Source organism: Nocardioides thalensis (assembly GCF_013410655.1).
GTDB lineage: Bacteria > Actinomycetota > Actinomycetes > Propionibacteriales > Nocardioidaceae > Nocardioides > Nocardioides thalensis.
Window position 1 is genome coordinate 1,478,353 of sequence record NZ_JACCFP010000001.1, and the last position, 15,839, is coordinate 1,494,191.

Below are 15,839 nucleotides of genomic sequence, written 5' to 3' on the forward strand. Positions count from 1 at the left end.
GGGTGTGGAGCGCCATGAAGAACCTGCTCATCACCGGCGGCGCCGGCTTCGTCGGACGTCATCTCGCGGACTACCTCGCCGGCCTCGGGACCTACCGGGTGACCGTGTTCGACAACGAGTCGCTGGGGGACCGCAGGCACCTCGACCTCGACAAGGTCGCGTTCGTCCCCGGTGACCTCCGCGACGCCGGGCAGGTGCGCGCAGCGCTGGCGGGCCAGGACGCCGTCGTCCACCTCGCCGCCGACACCCGGGTGATGGACAGCATCGAGGACCCGGCCCACAACTTCGACAACAACGTGATCGGCACGTTCAACCTCCTCCAGGCGTGCCGCGAGAACGGCGTCGGCCGGGTGGTCGCGGCGTCGACGGGTGGGGCGATCATGGGCGAGGTGCCGCCCCCGGTGCACGAGGAGATGTCGCCGCGCCCGACGTCGCCGTACGGCGCGTCGAAGCTGATGATGGAGGGCTACCTCAGCGCGTTCTCCGAGTCGTACGGCGTCAGCGGGTGCGCGCTCCGCTTCTCGAACATCTACGGGCCCCGGTCGTTCCACAAGGGCTCCGTCGTCGCCCACTTCTACAAGCGCGTGCTCGCCGGCGATCCGCTCGTGGTCTACGGCGACGGGTCGCAGACCCGCGACTACCTCTACGTCGGCGACCTCGTGGAGGCGATCCGTGCGGCCGTCGAGTCCGACGTCACGGGGCCGCACCAGCTCGGCAGCGGCATGCCGACCTCCCTCAACAGCCTGATCGACGGGATGCGCGAGGCCACCGGGCGCGACCTGGAGGTCGTCTACGAGGACTTCCGTGCGGGCGAGGTGCGCAACACCTGGTGCCAGATCGACAAGGCGCGCGCCGCGTTCGGCTACAACCCGACCACGCCGCTCTCCGAAGGCCTCAAGGTCACCTGGGAGTGGTTCCTGCGCGCGGCCGAGGACCCGACTCTTGCCCGGTGACGGCCTGCGGCGCCGTCTGCGACGCCGCCCGGGAGCTCGCGAGGCAGGGGCGCAGGCAGCGGGCGCCCGGCCCACGCAGGGCGACAAGGCCACGGCGCCGGAGGAGCAGGAGCACGCCCCGATCCCGCTGACCGAGCTCCCCGAGGTGCCCGTGGAGCACACCCACTTCGGCCCGCTCGTCGACGAGCGGGTGGCGCGGGCCCTGACCAGCATCCAGCAGTGGACCGATCCCGAATGGGTGCTGGTGCGCGAGCACATGGACGTGCTCCACTACCTCAGCCAGGCGCCGATGGTGTTCGCCCATCCCAAGGCCGACCCGGTCCGACACTTCGTCAACCACGGCGCTGCCTACGGCCGGGAGCCCGAGCCCGGCTTCTCCATGGAGCGCTACCTCGCCCGCTACCCGCACCGCGCCGGCAGCGGCGCCGCGCCGTACCTCCAGTGGCTGCGCGAGGGCAAGGACGCCGGGGAGATCGCCGACCCGGCGCCCGGCATCGAGCTGCTGGCGCCCGCGCTCGGCAGGGAGCCCCACGAGGTCGTCGAGCTCCTCGCCGCGAAGCGCGCCGACCTGCGCGAGCGGTTCCGCACCGGCACGCTCGGGGAGATGCTCGCGAAGGCGGTCGAGGTCGAGCCGCTGCTGGGCGACGCGTGGAAGGAAGCGACGAGCCCGAAGATCCAGCCGTTCGTCAACGATGACGTGGCACGGGTGATCGCCGCCGTGGCGGACGCGCAGGAGCAGGCAGGCTTCCAGCGGGCCCGGCTGGTGATGGTGATCGGCGATCCGCGGTGGGGCGGCGGCCGCCGGATGGAGGGCCACATCGCCCACGCGCTCGCTCGCAGGATCGACCCGGCCGAGATCGTGGTGATCTACACCGAGCAGGGCGGCGACTCACCGCCCGGCCGGTTTCCCGCGGGCGTCCGCGAGGTCGACCTCTCGCGGCTGCTGACCAACGGCCCCGACGAGAGCCCGGGGGAGGAGCTGATCGAGCCGGCGCAACGGCAGCGTGCGCTGGTCGAGCTGATCCGCAGCTTCCACGCCGACGCCGTCGTCGGCATCAACTCGCCCCTGCTCTACAGCTCGATGGCCACGTACGGGCGGGCCCTGCAGGCCACGGAGCGGCTCTTCTTCGTGTTCTTCTGCAACGAGCAGATGATGCGGGGCAACTGGAAGGGCCATCCCCTCAAGCAGTTCTACCGCAACCTCGACCTCGCGACCGGGATGATCACCGACAGCCGGGCGTTGGTCGAGTGGTTCCAGCAGCAGTACCTCGTCGACGACACCGCGCTGGCGAAGGTGCACGTGTTCAGGGCGCCGGTGGATGCGTCCCTGCCCGTGGCCGCGCGGCCCGAGCCGTCGCCGGGCCGCCGGCCGAAGGTCTTCTGGGCCGGTCGCTGGGACCGGCAGAAGCGCGTCGACCTCGCGTTCGAGATCGCGCGGCTCATGCCCGACGTCGACTTCGTGATGTACGGCGGCGCGGTGATCGACGGTGTGGGGATCGTGCTGGAGCGGCCGGACAACGTGCAGGCTCCCGGCACCTACGCGCACATCACCGACCTCGACCTCGGCGAGGCCGACGCCTGGCTCTACACCTCCGCCTGGGACGGCGTCCCGAGCCTGCTGCTCGAGGTGGGGATGATGGGTGTCCCGATCGTCGGCACCCTCGTGGGCGGCACCGACGAGGTGCTCGACGAGGAGGACTGCTGGGTGCTCCCGGCGGACGCCGGTGCCGAGGCGTACGTCGCCGCGATCCGCGAGGTCCTCGCGGACCCCGCCGAGGCCAAGCGTCGCGCCGACGCGGTGCGCGAGCGGCTGCTGGCGCAGCGCACCCACGAGGCGTTCACCGAGCACGTGGCGTCGCTGCTGCTCACCGAGCAGCCCGACGCCGAGGGGGAGCGATGAGCGCGCCCGACGTGACGGTCGTCGTGACCGCCCACGACGAGTCCGCCGTCTGCGGCCCGACCATGCGCTCCGCCGAGGCCGCGATCGCCGCGGCCCGGGAGAGCGGCCTGGTCGTCGAGCAGGTCGTCTCGCTCGACGCGCCGTCCGAGACCACGCGGCGCTATTTCCACCAGCCGCGCTTCGACGCCTGGCAGCGCCGGGAGTACGACGTCCGCGACCTCGGCAAGGTCCGCAACGCGGTGCTGCCCGACACCCGGGGCCGCCACGTGGCGTTCCTCGACGCCGACGACCTCTTCAGCGAGAACTGGCTGGTGGCCGGCGTCGCCGCGCTCGACGCCGCCGCCGAGGGCAGCGAGCGGGTCATCGCCCACCCCGAGCTCAACATCATCTTCGACGCGGCCTCGACGGTGCTGGTCAACATCGCCCAGGACGACCCGCTCTTCACGCCCCACTACCTCTACGTGCGCAACTTCTACGACGCGCTGTGCCTCGCGCCGCGCGAGGCCTACCTCGAGGTGCCCTACCGGCTCAACGACCTCGCCAACGGGCTGGCCTTCGAGGACTGGACGTTCGCCGTCGAGTCGATGACGGCCGGCTGGAAGCACGTCGTCGTGCCCGACACGATCATCTTCAAGCGGCGCCGTGACAGCTCGCTCGTCACCGCGAGCAGCAGCCGGAGGTCGGTCATCCGCGCCCTGCCCGGCATGGCGATAGACCGCGTCCGCGACCTGCCGAGATAGCCCGAGTCGGCGCGTCTTCACGCAAAAATGAGGCCGAGTCGGCTGGTGATCACCAGCCGACTCGGCCCACAGACGCAGGAGGGTCAGGCCTTCTGCTCGGCCTTGTCCGCCTTGGCCGCCTCGGCGTACTCGCCCCACACGGAGACGCAGGGGATCTTCGACTGGTCGCAGCGGTCGGCGTACTTCTTGGTGATCTCGGTGACCTCCTGCATCAGGCCCTCGCTGAGCGTGATCGGCGTGAGGCCGAGGTGCAGGAACCGGTCGTTGGCGACGTGGAGCTCGTTCTCGTCGGCCTCGTTGCGCGGGTTCGGCAGGTTGGCGATGGTGGCGCCGGTCCGGTCGGAGATCATCTTCGCCAGGTCGCGGACCCGGTGGGTCTCGGTCATCTGGTTGAACACCGAGACGCGGTCGCCCTTGGCCGGCGGGTTGTCGATCGCCAGCTGGACGCACTTCACGGTGTCCTGGATGTGGATGAACGCGCGCGTCTGGCCGCCGGTGCCGTGGACGGTGAGCGGGTAGTTGATCCCCGCCTGCATGAGGAACCGGTTGAGCACCGTGCCGTAGTCGCCGTCGTAGTCGAAGCGGTTGATCAGCCGCTCGTCCAGCTTGGTCTCGGCGGTCTGGGTGCCCCACACGATGCCCTGGTGGAGGTCGGTGACGCGGACGTGGTCGTTCTTGGCGTAGTAGGCGAAGAGCAGCTGGTCCTGGGTCTTCGTCATGTGGTAGATCGACCCCGGGTTGGCGGGGTAGAGGATCTCCTGGGTGACCATGCCGTTCTCGCCGGCGTCGACCTGCACCTCGAGGTAGCCCTCGGGGATCTTCATGCCGGCCGTGCCGTAGCCGTAGACGCCCATCGTGCCGAGGTGCACGATGTGCACGTCGAGGCCCGACTCCACGACCGCCGCCAGCACGTTGTTGGTCGCGTTGAGGTTGTTGGAGACGGTGTAGCGCTTGTGGCGGCTGCTCTTCATGGAGTACGGCGCCGCCCGCTGCTCGGCGAAGTGCACCAGCGCGTCGGGCTTCCAGTCCTCGAGCAGGTCGAGGAGCTGGCGGTAGTTGACCGCCACGTCGATGTTGTGGAACGCGATGTTTTTGCCGGACACCTCCTTCCACGCGGCGAGGCGCTCGCCCATCGGCCGGATGGGCGTCAGCGACTCACACTCGAGCTCGATGTCGATCTTGCGACGCGAGAGGTTGTCGACGATCGCGACGTCGTAGCCCTGCGCCGAAAGGTGCAGCGCCGTGGGCCACCCGCAGAAACCGTCGCCCCCGAGGATCAGGACCCGCTTCGCCTTCGATTCGTCGTTCATCTCGCTCATCTCTTCGCTTGGTTCGTTGATCGGTTCATTGTGCGTCACGGTCGGCGGTCCGACGAACACGCGCACACCGGGCGTGGCTGGAGGGGTGGTGGCCGCCTGCTCGGGCGCGGCGGCTCGCTCGAACTTGCCGGTCACGGGGTTCAGGTGGATGCCGCACTCCTTGACGGAGTCGACCTCCCACCACCACCGACCGGCCCGCGTGTCCTCGCCGGGGGCGACGGCGCGCGTGCACGGCGCGCAGCCGATGCTGGTGTAGCCGCGGTCGAACAGCTCGTTGTAGGGCACCTGGTGGGCCTTGATGTAGGCCCACACCTGGTCGGTGGTCCAGTCGAGCATCGGGTTGAACTTCTGGAGGCCGTTGACCTCGTCCCACGCGGAGACGGCGAGGTTGCGCCGCGTCGCCCCGTGCTCGCGGCGCAGGCCAGCGATCCACGCCCTCTTCCCGGCCAGGAACCGCTGCAGCGGCGCGACCTTCCGCACCGCGCAGCAGCCCTCCCGCAGCTCGACGCTGCCGTAGAAGCCGTTCTGGCCGTGTTCGCGGGTCCACGCCTCCACCTCGGCCGAGTCGGGCGTGAGCATCCGGATGATCGGGCCGTAGCGCCGGTGCACGCTGTGCGCGAGCGCATGGGTCTCCTCGGGCAGCCGCCCGGTGTCGACGCTGAACACCTCGATGGCGAGGCCGTGGCGCGCGATGAGGTCGGTCATCACCATCGCCTCCGGACCGAAGGCGTTCGCCAGTACGGCGGGACTCCAGTCGCGCTCGATCTCACGCAGAGTCGCGAGCGTCGCGTCGAGCGCGTCGCGGTACTCCACCGAGGAACCCCCAGACGTCACGGAAAAGGCCGGGCGAGCCTAGCACCGGCGCCGCCCCGCTCAGGCACTCGCGGGTGGGGCCGGTGCCCGAGCCGCGACCCGCTCGGCGTACCGCCGCCAGTGCTCGCGGTGCGGCGTGAGGTCCTCGCTCCACGGCTTGCCGATGCCGGCGTAGTGGACGATCGCCCAGTCCTCGATCGACTCGACGATCGGCAAGGCGTTCCACCGGGGCTCCAGCCGCTGGTAGTCGTCGCCGGCCCAGGCGAGCAGGACGTCCTGGTCGTTGAGCCCGAAGTCGGCGACCATCGGCAGGCACCAGTCGACGAACCGGTCGGCCCGCAGCCGGGCGAGGTCGAGCACCAGGACCCCCGCGTTGAGGGTGGGCGTGCCGAACGGGTGCTTGGCGGCCATCGCCCGGCGCAGCTCCGCGGCCCGGTCGGCCGAGAGATGGTCGCCGGCGTTGCGCCACATGTTCTCGACGCGGAAGTAGGACTCGCGCGCCGCGAACGACCGGCCGCCGAGGTCGATCGCAGCCAGCTCGCAGACGTCGCCCTCGGTCACCGTGTCGATGTCGATGTAGGTGATGCGGTCGAGCTCGGGAAGCAGGTCGGGCAGCAGCAGCCGGTCCATGGTCGACACGGTGATGTGCGTGATCATCCGGGTGATCTCGCCGTAGTCGACGTCGTCGAACGGCAGGAACGTGATCGCGACCTCGGGGAACGCCGCGGAGAGCCAGTCCTGGTAGTCCGGGCCCAGGCCGCGCGTGCAGAGCCACAGGTGCAGCGGGCCGCTCGCGTTGGCGACGATCGACTCGATCGTGACGGGAAGCATCCTCGCGAGGTTCTGGTCGGTGCTCAGGGCGACGTCGGTCGCCCCCGGTGCGGGGGCGGGGCCGACGTCCCGACGGCCGGCCGCGACCTTGGCGACGAGTGCGCTGCCGTCGACGGCCGCGGTCTCCATGCGGACCGGCGCGGCGAGCCGGGCGCGTGCCTGCTCCACGAGCGGCGCAGTGACCTCGCGCCAGCGGGCGTAGACCTCGTCGCTCGGGGCGCCGCTGACGACAAGCGGCAGCACCTCGCCGAGCAGGCCGGTGATGCCGTCGCGCATCGCGACGAACGCCTCGCCCTCGGGCGTCATGTCGAGCAGTCCGTCGAACCGCACGTCCCCGATGGTCTTCGGCCGGAAGGTGACAGGGATCCCGAGCGAGGTGCCAGGGAGGTAGGAGTGCAGCCGCGAGGTGACGATCCGGTGGTAGCGGCGCTGGTAGTCGTCCAGTCGGTCGATGGCGTCGCGCACGCCGGTCGTCAGGTCCATGAACCGGTACTTGTCCTCGACGTTCGTCGACGACTCGATCGGCCGGTTGGCCTTGACCTTGCCGGCCGGGTAGTCGATCGCGGCCACGACACCGGGCTCCGTCCGCACCTGGTCACGGTCGGGGAAGAGGTTGCCGACCGTGGACGTGACGCAGCCGGTGAAGAACGCGTCGACGCCGGCGCTCAGCAGCAGGTAGACGGTGGTCCAGTCGCGGCACCCGATCGGGCCGTGCGCCCGGAGGTAGTCGATCGCCTCCGCCGTCAGCAGCTCGACGTGGTTGACGTGGAAGGACGCGAAGATCGGGTTGAGGTTCGGGTGGTAGGGCATCCCGAACCGCAGCTTCCACATCGGGTGCATGTGCCAGCCGAACGCGACCATCCAGGTGTCCGGTGCGATCGGGTCGCCCTCGCTGTAGTCGCGGCTGACGGTCGAGAGGTGGACGCGGCCGGCAGGCTCGTCGATCCGGAGCTCGGGACGCACCCGGCCCTGCAGGTCGGTGGCCAGCTCGCCCAGCCCTGCCTCGCCGGTGAACTCCACCTGCTGGTGGCGGGCGAGATGACCGAGCATCGAGAGCGTCTGGACGTAGTCGCCCACGTTGCGCGACGACCTGCCCAGGTCCGGCTGGTAGTAGTCGATGACGGCCACCCGGACGGCGTCCGGCGGCGCCGTCGGCGGGGGAGCCGGGTGCGTCCAGCGCCGGAGGTTGGTGACGACCTGGGCGACCTCGTCCGGGATCGGCTCGCCGCCGGCCTCGCGGCGCGCCAGCTCGTCGAGGAGCGACCGGGCGCGGTCGGTCTCACCGAAGACCAGGAGGGGTCCTGCGGCGTTGGCGAGGGCCTCGGTCGCGAGCCGGTCCGGTACGGCGGCGATGCCGAGGGCGACCTCGCGCCCCTCGGGGGTGCCGGAGTGGAGCGCGCTCGCGATCGCCTCGGCGGGGGCGTGCGTGGCGAGGGCCTCCGCGTCGACGCCGCGGAAGGCGTCCCAGGCGGAGTCGAACAGGAACCGGTCGTGGTGGATCAGCGCGATGCACAGGTCGGGCAACCAGGGCGACCCCGCACCGGCCGCGCCCATGGCCAGTGCCCGCGCGGTCTGGCGCTCGCGGACGTCGAGCAGCTGACGGACCGTGGCGACCACTGCCTCGTCGAAGGTGGCCCCGCGGGTGAGGGCGCGCGCGAGCGGCGCCAGCAGGCGGGCCTCACGGGCGGACCGCGCGGCTTCGTCGACGACCGCGGCGTCGGGCACCGTCCCGTCCTGGACGGGCACCACGGCCGTGCCCAGCGCGGCGCGGGTCAATCGGCGCAGCGCGCGTTCGGGTGAGCGCGGACCGGAGGCAGCGGGGTCGGAGGTCGACATGCCCGCAAACTTAGTGGTTGGTGCGGGCGGGACCGGATTCGGCGCCGCCCTCCGTGTGATCGACGCGACGCGTCCGCGGCGGGATCGCGGCAGGGTGTCGCGGGTAACGTCGGTGCCGTGCTCTTTCTCGTGGTCGCCATGCTCGTGAGCCTCGTCGTCGCCGGGGCGGTGCTGTTCTACGTGGCCTACCCGCACCGCGGGGAGAAGGCGCCGGGCGTGCCCTGGCTGAGCGATGCGATGGAGAAGGCCGCGGAGGCCGCGCCCGTCCTCGAGGAGCACGAGGTCGACCTCCTGCGCTCGACCAGGTGAGCGAGCACCCGCGCAGGTAGCAGGCGAATTGCCGGGCCGCCGGGCCCGGCTGATTGGATAGCGCCATGGAGTGGCTCTACCTGGTCATCGGCATCGCGGTCGTCGCCGTTCTCGGCGTCATCGGGTTCGTCACCACGCGTGGCGGCCGGGGGAGCGTCGCGCCGCCGCCGGAGGCGCCGACCGACGTCATCGCGCCCTCCACCGAGGCGCCGACCGACGTCATCGCGCCCTCCACCGAGGCGCCGACGGTCGAGGCACCGTCCGTCGAGACCCCGGCGGAGCCCGTCGCGCCGACGCTCGAGAAGCCGGAGCGGCCCGCCTCGCGGCTGGTCCGGCTCCGCCAGCGGCTCGCCGGCTCGGGCACGCTCGGTCGCGGCCTGCTCGGGCTGCTCAGCAAGGAGCGTCTCGACGAGGACACCTGGGAGGCGATCGAGGACCTGCTGATCGGCGCCGACATCGGCGTCGAGCCGACCCAGCAGCTCGTCGAGAAGCTGCGCACCCGGCTCCGCGTCGAGGGCGGCGACCTTCCCGACGCGCGCACCGTGCTCCGCGAGGAGCTGATCGCGCTCGTCGATCCCACGTTCGACCGGTCGCTGCGCGTCACCGGGGAGGGCGACGCCCCCGGCGTCGTCCTGGTCGTCGGCGTCAACGGCACCGGCAAGACCACCACCGTCGGCAAGCTGGCCCGGATCCTCGTCGCCGAGGACCGCACTGCGCTCCTCGGCGCGGCCGACACGTTCCGTGCCGCCGCGACCGAGCAGCTCGCCACCTGGGGCGACCGGGTCGGTGTCGAGGTCGTCCGCGGTCCCGAGGGTGGTGACCCCGCCAGCGTCGCGTTCGAGGCCGTCGCTCGCGGCATCAGGGAGGACGTCGACACCGTCGTCGTCGACACCGCCGGCCGCCTGCAGAACAAGCAGGGCCTGATGGACGAGCTCGGCAAGGTCAAGCGGGTCATCGAGAAGCAGACCCCGGTCACCGAGGTGCTACTCGTCCTCGACGCGACCACCGGCCAGAACGGACTGGTCCAGGCGAAGGTGTTCTCCGAGGTCGTCGACGTCACCGGCATCGTGCTCACCAAGCTCGACGGCTCCGCCAAGGGCGGCATCGTGGTCGCGGTCCAGCGTCAGCTCGGCGTACCGGTCAAGCTGGTCGGTCTCGGGGAGGGGCCGGACGACCTCGCCCCGTTCGACGCGGCCGCGTTCGTGGACGCCCTGCTCGGCTAGCCCGCACGGGTAACACACCCGAAACAAACGGACGGGACCTGTTACCCGTCCGCAATGAGTCGCAAGCGGCTCGGAAACCTCCGGCCTCCAGGGTGAGAGCAACCCGCCACTCCCTGGAGGTCAGAGTGAATTTCGCGTACGACGGCTACTACGCGTGGATGCTCGTCTCGGCATCGCTCGTGCTGCTGATGACCGGGCCCGGGCTCGCGCTGTTCTACGGCGGCATGAGCCGGTCGAAGTCGGTGCTCAACATGCTGATGATGTCGTTCAGCGCCCTCGGCGTGGTCGGCATCGTCTACGTGCTCTGGGGCTGGTCGATGTCCTACAGCAACTTCTTCGCCTCGGCCGACGGCACCACTTCCGGCTCCGTGGGCGGCACCGACGGGGCCGGCGGGTTCTTCGCGAACCCGTTCAAGAACTTCGCGCTCAACGACCTCGACCCGGGCAACTACGTCTTCGTCGCCTTCCAGCTGACGTTCGCGGTCATCACCGCCGCGCTGATCTCCGGAGCGGTGGCCGACCGGCTGAAGTTCTCCGCCTGGATCGTGTTCATGCCGATCTGGGTGACGCTGTCCTACTTCCCGCTCGCTCACATGGTGTGGGGCGGCGGCTTCCTGACCTGGGCCAACCCGGAGGGTCTCGCCGACATGCTGTTCGGCTCGACCGACGGCGTGCTCAACGTCGCGCCCATCGACTACGCGGGCGGCACGGTCGTGCACATCAACGCCGGTGTCGCCGGGCTCGTGCTGGCGCTGCTGCTCGGCCGGCGGATCGGCTTCGGCAAGGAGCCGATGAAGCCGCACAACCTGACGCTCACGATGATCGGCGCAGGCCTGCTGTGGTTCGGCTGGTTCGGCTTCAACGTCGGCTCGCTGGTGAACGCCGACGCGCTCCCCGGTGGTGACGGTGAGGCGTTCATGGGCGCGTTCATCACCGAGACCGGGCTGGTCTGGGTCAACACGTTCACCGCCACCGCCGCCGCGATGCTCGCGTGGCTGCTGGTCGAGAAGATCCGCGACGGCAAGGCCACCTCGCTCGGGGCCGCCTCCGGCGTCGTCGCCGGTCTCGTCGCCGTCACCCCCGCCTGTGGCGCGCTGACGCCCACCGGAGCGATCATCCTCGGCGCCGTCGCCGGCGTCCTCTGCGCGCTGGCCGTCGGCCTCAAGTACAAGCTCGGGTACGACGACTCGCTCGACGTCGTCGGCGTGCACCTCGTCGGCGGCCTCGTCGGCACGATCGGCGTCGGCTTCCTGGCGCACGCCACCCGCGCCACCTCGGCCATCCCCGACGGCCTGCTCTACGGCGGCGGCGCGAAGTTGCTGGTGCTCCAGGTGGTCTGCGCGGTCTTCGCGATGGTCTGGTCGGGCGTCGCCACGCTCATCGTCGGCGGCCTGATCAAGCTCACCATCGGGCTGCGCCTCGACCCCGAGGCGGAGGTCGAGGGGATCGACTTCGTCGAGCACGGCGAGTCGGCCTACGATCTGGGTGCCGCTGCGGGCGGTGCCCGCCGTACCTCGGTCCTCACTCCCGGATCCACCCTCAAGGACGGAGCAAACGCATGAAGCTGGTCACCGCTGTCATCAAGCCGCACAAGTGGGAGGACGTCCGCGAGGCGCTGGAGACGTTCGGCGTCACCGGCATGACCGTCAGCGAGGTCAGCGGCTACGGGCGGCAGAAGGGCCACACCGAGGTCTACCGCGGCGCGGAGTACGACATCGCCCTGGTGCCCAAGATCCGGATCGAGATCGTGGTCGACGACGCCGACACCGAGGACATCGTCGGCATCATCACCAAGACCGCGCAGACCGGCCGGATCGGCGACGGCAAGGTCTGGGTGAGCCCGATCGAGACGGTCGTCCGGGTGCGGACCGGCGAGAAGGACTCTGCCGCGCTCTGACGCGGCGAGGCCGGGGGACAGGGCCATTCACTCCCGTGTAACACCTCCCGGGAGACCTGTTACACGCGCGAAACAAACCCTCTCCACAGTGTGACGATGCTCGATCTGCTCCCGCTGGCCGCGCCCGCCGCCGCCAGTGACACCGCCTCCGGCGACACCGCCTGGCTGCTCACCGCCGCCGCGCTGGTGCTGCTGATGGCCCCCGGTCTCGCGTTCTTCTACGGCGGCATGGTCCGCGTGAAGGGCGTCCTCAACATGATGATGATGGTCTTCGGCGCGCTCGCCGTGGTCATGGTCGTCTGGGTCCTCGTCGGCTACTCGATCGCGTTCGGCGACGACCTCGGCGGTGGCCTGGTCGGAGACCCGACCCAGTACCTCGGCTTCAAGGGGATGCTCGAGGAGGTGCCCGGCGCGCCGTACCCGATCACGCTGTTCGCCGCGTTCCAGGGATTGTTCGCCGTCATCACGGTCGGCCTGATCGCGGGGGCGCTCGCAGACCGCACGCGGTTCGGGACCTGGCTGGTCTTCGCGGCGCTCTGGACGGTGCTCGTCTACGCACCGGTCGCCCACTGGATCTTCGACTTCAACGCCGGCGACCACGTCGGCGGCTGGATGGCCAACGAGCTCGGCGCGCTCGACTTCGCCGGCGGCACCGCGGTCGAGATCAACTCCGGAGCCGCCGGGCTCGCCGTCGCGCTGGTGCTCGGCCGTCGCGCCGGCTTCGGCAAGGAGCCGATGAAGCCGCACAACCTGACGCTCGTCATGGTCGGCTGCGGCCTGCTCTGGTTCGGGTGGTTCGGCTTCAACGCCGGGTCGGCCCTCGGCGCGAACAACACCGCCGCGATCGTCTTCCTCAACACCCTGCTGGCCGGTTGCACCGGCCTGCTCGCCTGGCTCACGGTGGAGCGCCTCCGCGACGGCCACGCCACCTCGTTCGGCGCCGCGTCCGGCGTGGTCGCGGGCCTGGTCGCGATCACGCCGTCGTGCGGCGCGGTCACGCCGGTCGGCGCGATGCTGGTCGGCCTCGCCGCCGGCGGCATCTGCGCCCTGGCGGTGGGCCTCAAGTACACGCTCAAGTACGACGACTCGCTCGACGTCGTGGGTGTCCACCTGGTGGGCGGACTGGTCGGCACGATCGGCCTCGGGCTGCTCGCCTCGTCGTCCGTCACGAGCGTCGACGGGCTCCTGTACGGCGGTGGCGCCGACCAGCTCGGGAAGCAGCTCGTCGCGGCGGGCGCCACCCTCGGCTACTCGCTCGTGGTGAGCGCGCTGCTGGCGCTGCTGCTCGACAAGACGCTGGGCTTCCGGGTTGAGCCGGAGGACGAGCTCGCCGGACTGGACCTGGTGGTCCACGCGGAGACGGCCTACGACCTGCACGTCACCGGCGGTGCTCGCCCCCACTTCGGCGGCGGGCCTGGAAGCATGCAGCCATGAAGCTGATCAACGCGGTCGTGAAGCCGCACAAGTGGGAAGACGTGCGCGCGGCCCTGGAGACGGTCGGCGTCAGCGGCATGACCGTCAGCGAGGTCAGCGGCTACGGCCGGCAGAAGGGCCACACGGAGGTCTACCGCGGCGCGGAGTACGACATCGCGATGGTGCCGAAGGTGCGCATCGAGATCGTCGCCGACGACGCCGACGTCGACGACATCGTGGCGACGATCGCCCGGGCGGCCCACACCGGCAAGGTCGGCGACGGGAAGATCTGGGTCACTCCCGTCGAGTCCGTGGTGCGGGTCCGGACCGGCGACACGGGCTCCGCCGCCGTCTGACCGGATGACCGCCGCTGACCGCGCCGCCCGCACCGAGGACGCCGACGCCCTCTGCGCGGGTGCCTACGAGGCGGCGGGCGGTCCGGGCACGGGCGCTGCCCTCGTGGCGGTCGGCGGCTACGGCAGGGGCGAGCTGGCGCCGTACAGCGACCTCGACGTGGTGCTCGTCGCCGACGACGCGCAGGTCGACGTCGACGGCGAGGACTGGGCCGAGCTCGCCGGCCAGGTCTGGTACCCGATCTGGGACTCCGGGGCGAAGCTCGACCACTCCGTCCGCAGCCTTCCGCAGATGCTCGAGGCGGCGGACGCCGACGTCCGGGTGGCCTCCGGCCTGCTCGACGTCCGGCACGTCGCCGGCGACCCCAACCTCACCCTCCGCCTGCGCACCGCCGTGCTCGCGAGCTGGCGACGCCGGGCGCGGGAGCGGCTGCCCGAGCTCCGCGAGCTCGTGCGGAGCCGGCACCGCCTCGTCGGCGAGCTCGCACACCTCTCGGTGCCCGACCTCAAGGAGGCCGAGGGCGGTCTCCGCGACGCGACGGTGCTGCGCAGCCTGACGACGAGCTGGCTGGTCGACGTGTCGGCAGCCGACCTCGAGCGCGGACGCCTCCAGCTGCTCGACCTGCGCGACGTCCTGCACGGCGCCGCCGGCCGGGCGACCGACCGGATCGGGCCGGAGCACTGGGCGACCATCGCCGAGGCGCTCGAGCTGGACGACGAGCGCGCAGCGCAGCGGCAGGTGCGCGAGCTCGGCCGGCGGCTGACGCACCTGTCGCGACTGGCGTGGCGGCGCACCGACGACGCGCTGCGGCGTACCCCCGCGGCCAAGCCGCGCCGCCCCGAGCTGGAGCACCTGGCGCCGGGGGTCGCGCTGTCCCAGGGCGAGGTCGTGCTCGAGCGAAACGCGCGCCCCGCCTCGGACCCGACCCTGCTGCTGCGCGCCGCGGCCGAGGCCGCCGTGCGCGACGTGGTATTGGCACCGCCGACCGCGGCCCGCCTGGCGCGGGAGAGCCCGCCGCTGCCGGTCCCGTGGCCGGACGAGGCGCGGCGCCAGCTGGTGCGACTGCTCACGGCCGGCCCCGGGCTGCTCGCGGTCTGGGAGACGCTCGAGGAGACCGGCGCGCTGACCGCGATCCTGCCCGAGTGGGACCGGATCCGGCTGCTGCCGCACGCCTCGGTGATCCACCGGTTCACCGTCGACCGCCACTCGGTGGAGACCTGCATGGAGGCGGCGGCGCTGATCCGCGAGGTGTCGCGCCCCGACGTGCTCGCGGTCGCGGCGCTGCTGCACGACATCGGCAAGGGCAGCCTGACCGAGCACAGCGTCGCCGGCGCCCCGATCGCGCGCACGGTCGCGGAGCGGATGGGCTTCGACGACGACGCGGTCGCGCTGGTGGAGCTGCTCGTACGGCGGCACCTGCTCCTGGCCGAGGTCGCCACCACCCGTGACCCCGACGACCCGGCGACGCTCGACGCGCTGACCGCCCACGTCACCACACCCGAGGCCCTGGCCCTGCTGACCGCTCTGACCGAGGCCGACGCCCGCGCCACCTCGCCGAAGGCGTGGTCGACGTGGCGGGCCGGCCTCATCCACGACCTCTCGCGCCGTGCGGCCGCCTCGCTCAAGGGGGAGAGCCCGCCGCCGGCCGCGCAGCTCGGCGACCTCGACCTGCCGGAGACGGTCCGCGAGGGCGGGGTCTCGATCCAGGTCGACGCCGTGCGGGACGGCTCCCGGATCACCGTCGTCGCGACCGACCGGGTCGGGCTGCTCGCCGACGTCGCGGCGATGCTCGCGCTCCGCAGGATCGGCGTGCGGGCGGCGCGGGTGTGGTCGCAGGGGGAGTACGGCGTGTCGGTGTGGGACGTCGTGGAGGAGCACCTCGATCCCGGCCTCCTGCGCGACCAGCTCGACAACGTGCTCGCGCGCCGGGTCGACCCGTCCGCCCGGCTGGCCCCGCGGGCGGCGACCGGGGCGGAGCTCGCGCCGACGGTGGTGGTGCGGCCGGAGGCCAGCGACCAGGCGACGGTCGTCGAGGTGCGCGCCGCCGACCGGCTCGGCGTGCTCTACCTCGTCTGCTCAACGCTCGCCGGCCTGGACATCTCGGTCCGCTCCGCGCACGTCTCGACGCTGGGTCCGCAGGCGGTCGACGTGTTCTACGTCCAGGAGGCGTCGGCCGGCGCGCTCTCGGAGACGCGAGCCGCGGAGGCGGCGCACGCCGTGCGGCAGGCCGTCAGCCGGCTGACGACCTGAT

Annotated in this window: 12 protein-coding genes; 10 read left to right on the forward strand and 2 right to left on the reverse strand. The window is 71.6% G+C overall.

Annotation, left to right across the window (positions count from 1 at the left end):
- Positions 1-14 precede the first annotated feature (14 nt).
- The 3 genes from HNR19_RS07325 to HNR19_RS07335 are packed head-to-tail and all read left to right on the forward strand — an operon-like array spanning position 15 to position 3,593.
- Positions 15-953 carry an NAD-dependent epimerase/dehydratase family protein gene (locus tag HNR19_RS07325; protein ID WP_179667298.1) on the forward strand — a complete coding sequence of 313 codons (939 nt, stop codon included), beginning with the start codon at positions 15-17 and terminating at the stop codon, positions 951-953.
- Positions 943-2,853, forward strand: coding sequence for a glycosyltransferase family 4 protein (locus tag HNR19_RS07330; RefSeq protein ID WP_179667299.1), 1,911 nt, complete (start codon positions 943-945; stop codon positions 2,851-2,853). The genes HNR19_RS07325 and HNR19_RS07330 overlap by 11 nt, the downstream gene beginning before the upstream one ends.
- The gene (locus tag HNR19_RS07335) at positions 2,850-3,593 is read left to right on the forward strand and encodes a glycosyltransferase family A protein (protein WP_179667300.1); all 744 of its coding nucleotides are present in this window, start codon (positions 2,850-2,852) and stop codon (positions 3,591-3,593) included. The genes HNR19_RS07330 and HNR19_RS07335 overlap by 4 nt, the downstream gene beginning before the upstream one ends.
- An 83-nt stretch (positions 3,594-3,676) precedes the next feature.
- Here HNR19_RS07335 and HNR19_RS07340 read toward each other — a convergent pair whose 3' ends face one another.
- Both HNR19_RS07340 and HNR19_RS07345 read right to left on the reverse strand, forming a co-directional pair.
- Positions 3,677-5,725, reverse strand: coding sequence for a phosphoadenylyl-sulfate reductase (locus tag HNR19_RS07340; protein WP_179667301.1), 2,049 nt, complete (start codon positions 5,723-5,725; stop codon positions 3,677-3,679).
- Between the two features lie 60 nt (positions 5,726-5,785).
- Positions 5,786-8,392 carry a glycosyltransferase gene (locus tag HNR19_RS07345; RefSeq protein WP_179667302.1) on the reverse strand — a complete coding sequence of 869 codons (2,607 nt, stop codon included), beginning with the start codon at positions 8,390-8,392 and terminating at the stop codon, positions 5,786-5,788.
- Positions 8,393-8,509: 117 nt separating this feature from the next.
- Between HNR19_RS07345 and HNR19_RS07350 the strand changes: the two genes are divergently transcribed.
- The 7 genes from HNR19_RS07350 (at position 8,510) to HNR19_RS07380 (ending at position 15,838) form a co-directional block, all read left to right on the forward strand.
- Positions 8,510-8,701 carry a hypothetical protein gene (locus HNR19_RS07350; protein ID WP_179667303.1) on the forward strand — a complete coding sequence of 64 codons (192 nt, stop codon included), beginning with the start codon at positions 8,510-8,512 and terminating at the stop codon, positions 8,699-8,701.
- A gap of 65 nt (positions 8,702-8,766) precedes the next feature.
- Entirely contained in the window at positions 8,767-9,924 is a 1,158-nt protein-coding gene (gene ftsY / locus HNR19_RS07355; protein ID WP_179667304.1) for a signal recognition particle-docking protein FtsY, read from the forward strand.
- A 125-nt stretch (positions 9,925-10,049) separates the two neighbouring features.
- Positions 10,050-11,486 (forward strand): ammonium transporter, encoded by a 1,437-nt coding sequence (locus tag HNR19_RS07360; protein ID WP_343047095.1) that lies wholly within the window; start codon positions 10,050-10,052, stop codon positions 11,484-11,486.
- Complete coding sequence (locus tag HNR19_RS07365) at positions 11,483-11,821, forward strand: P-II family nitrogen regulator (RefSeq protein WP_179667305.1); 339 nt, start codon at positions 11,483-11,485, stop codon at positions 11,819-11,821. Before HNR19_RS07360 ends, HNR19_RS07365 begins: the two co-directional genes overlap by 4 nt.
- Positions 11,822-11,917: 96 nt before the next feature.
- Positions 11,918-13,255, forward strand: coding sequence for an ammonium transporter (locus HNR19_RS07370; RefSeq protein ID WP_179667306.1), 1,338 nt, complete (start codon positions 11,918-11,920; stop codon positions 13,253-13,255).
- A complete protein-coding gene (locus tag HNR19_RS07375; protein ID WP_179667307.1) occupies positions 13,252-13,590 on the forward strand; it encodes a P-II family nitrogen regulator in 339 nt (112 codons plus the stop codon). The genes HNR19_RS07370 and HNR19_RS07375 overlap by 4 nt, the downstream gene beginning before the upstream one ends.
- 4 nt (positions 13,591-13,594) lie before the next feature.
- A complete protein-coding gene (locus HNR19_RS07380) occupies positions 13,595-15,838 on the forward strand; it encodes a [protein-PII] uridylyltransferase (RefSeq protein ID WP_179667308.1) in 2,244 nt (747 codons plus the stop codon).
- Position 15,839 lies beyond the last annotated feature (1 nt).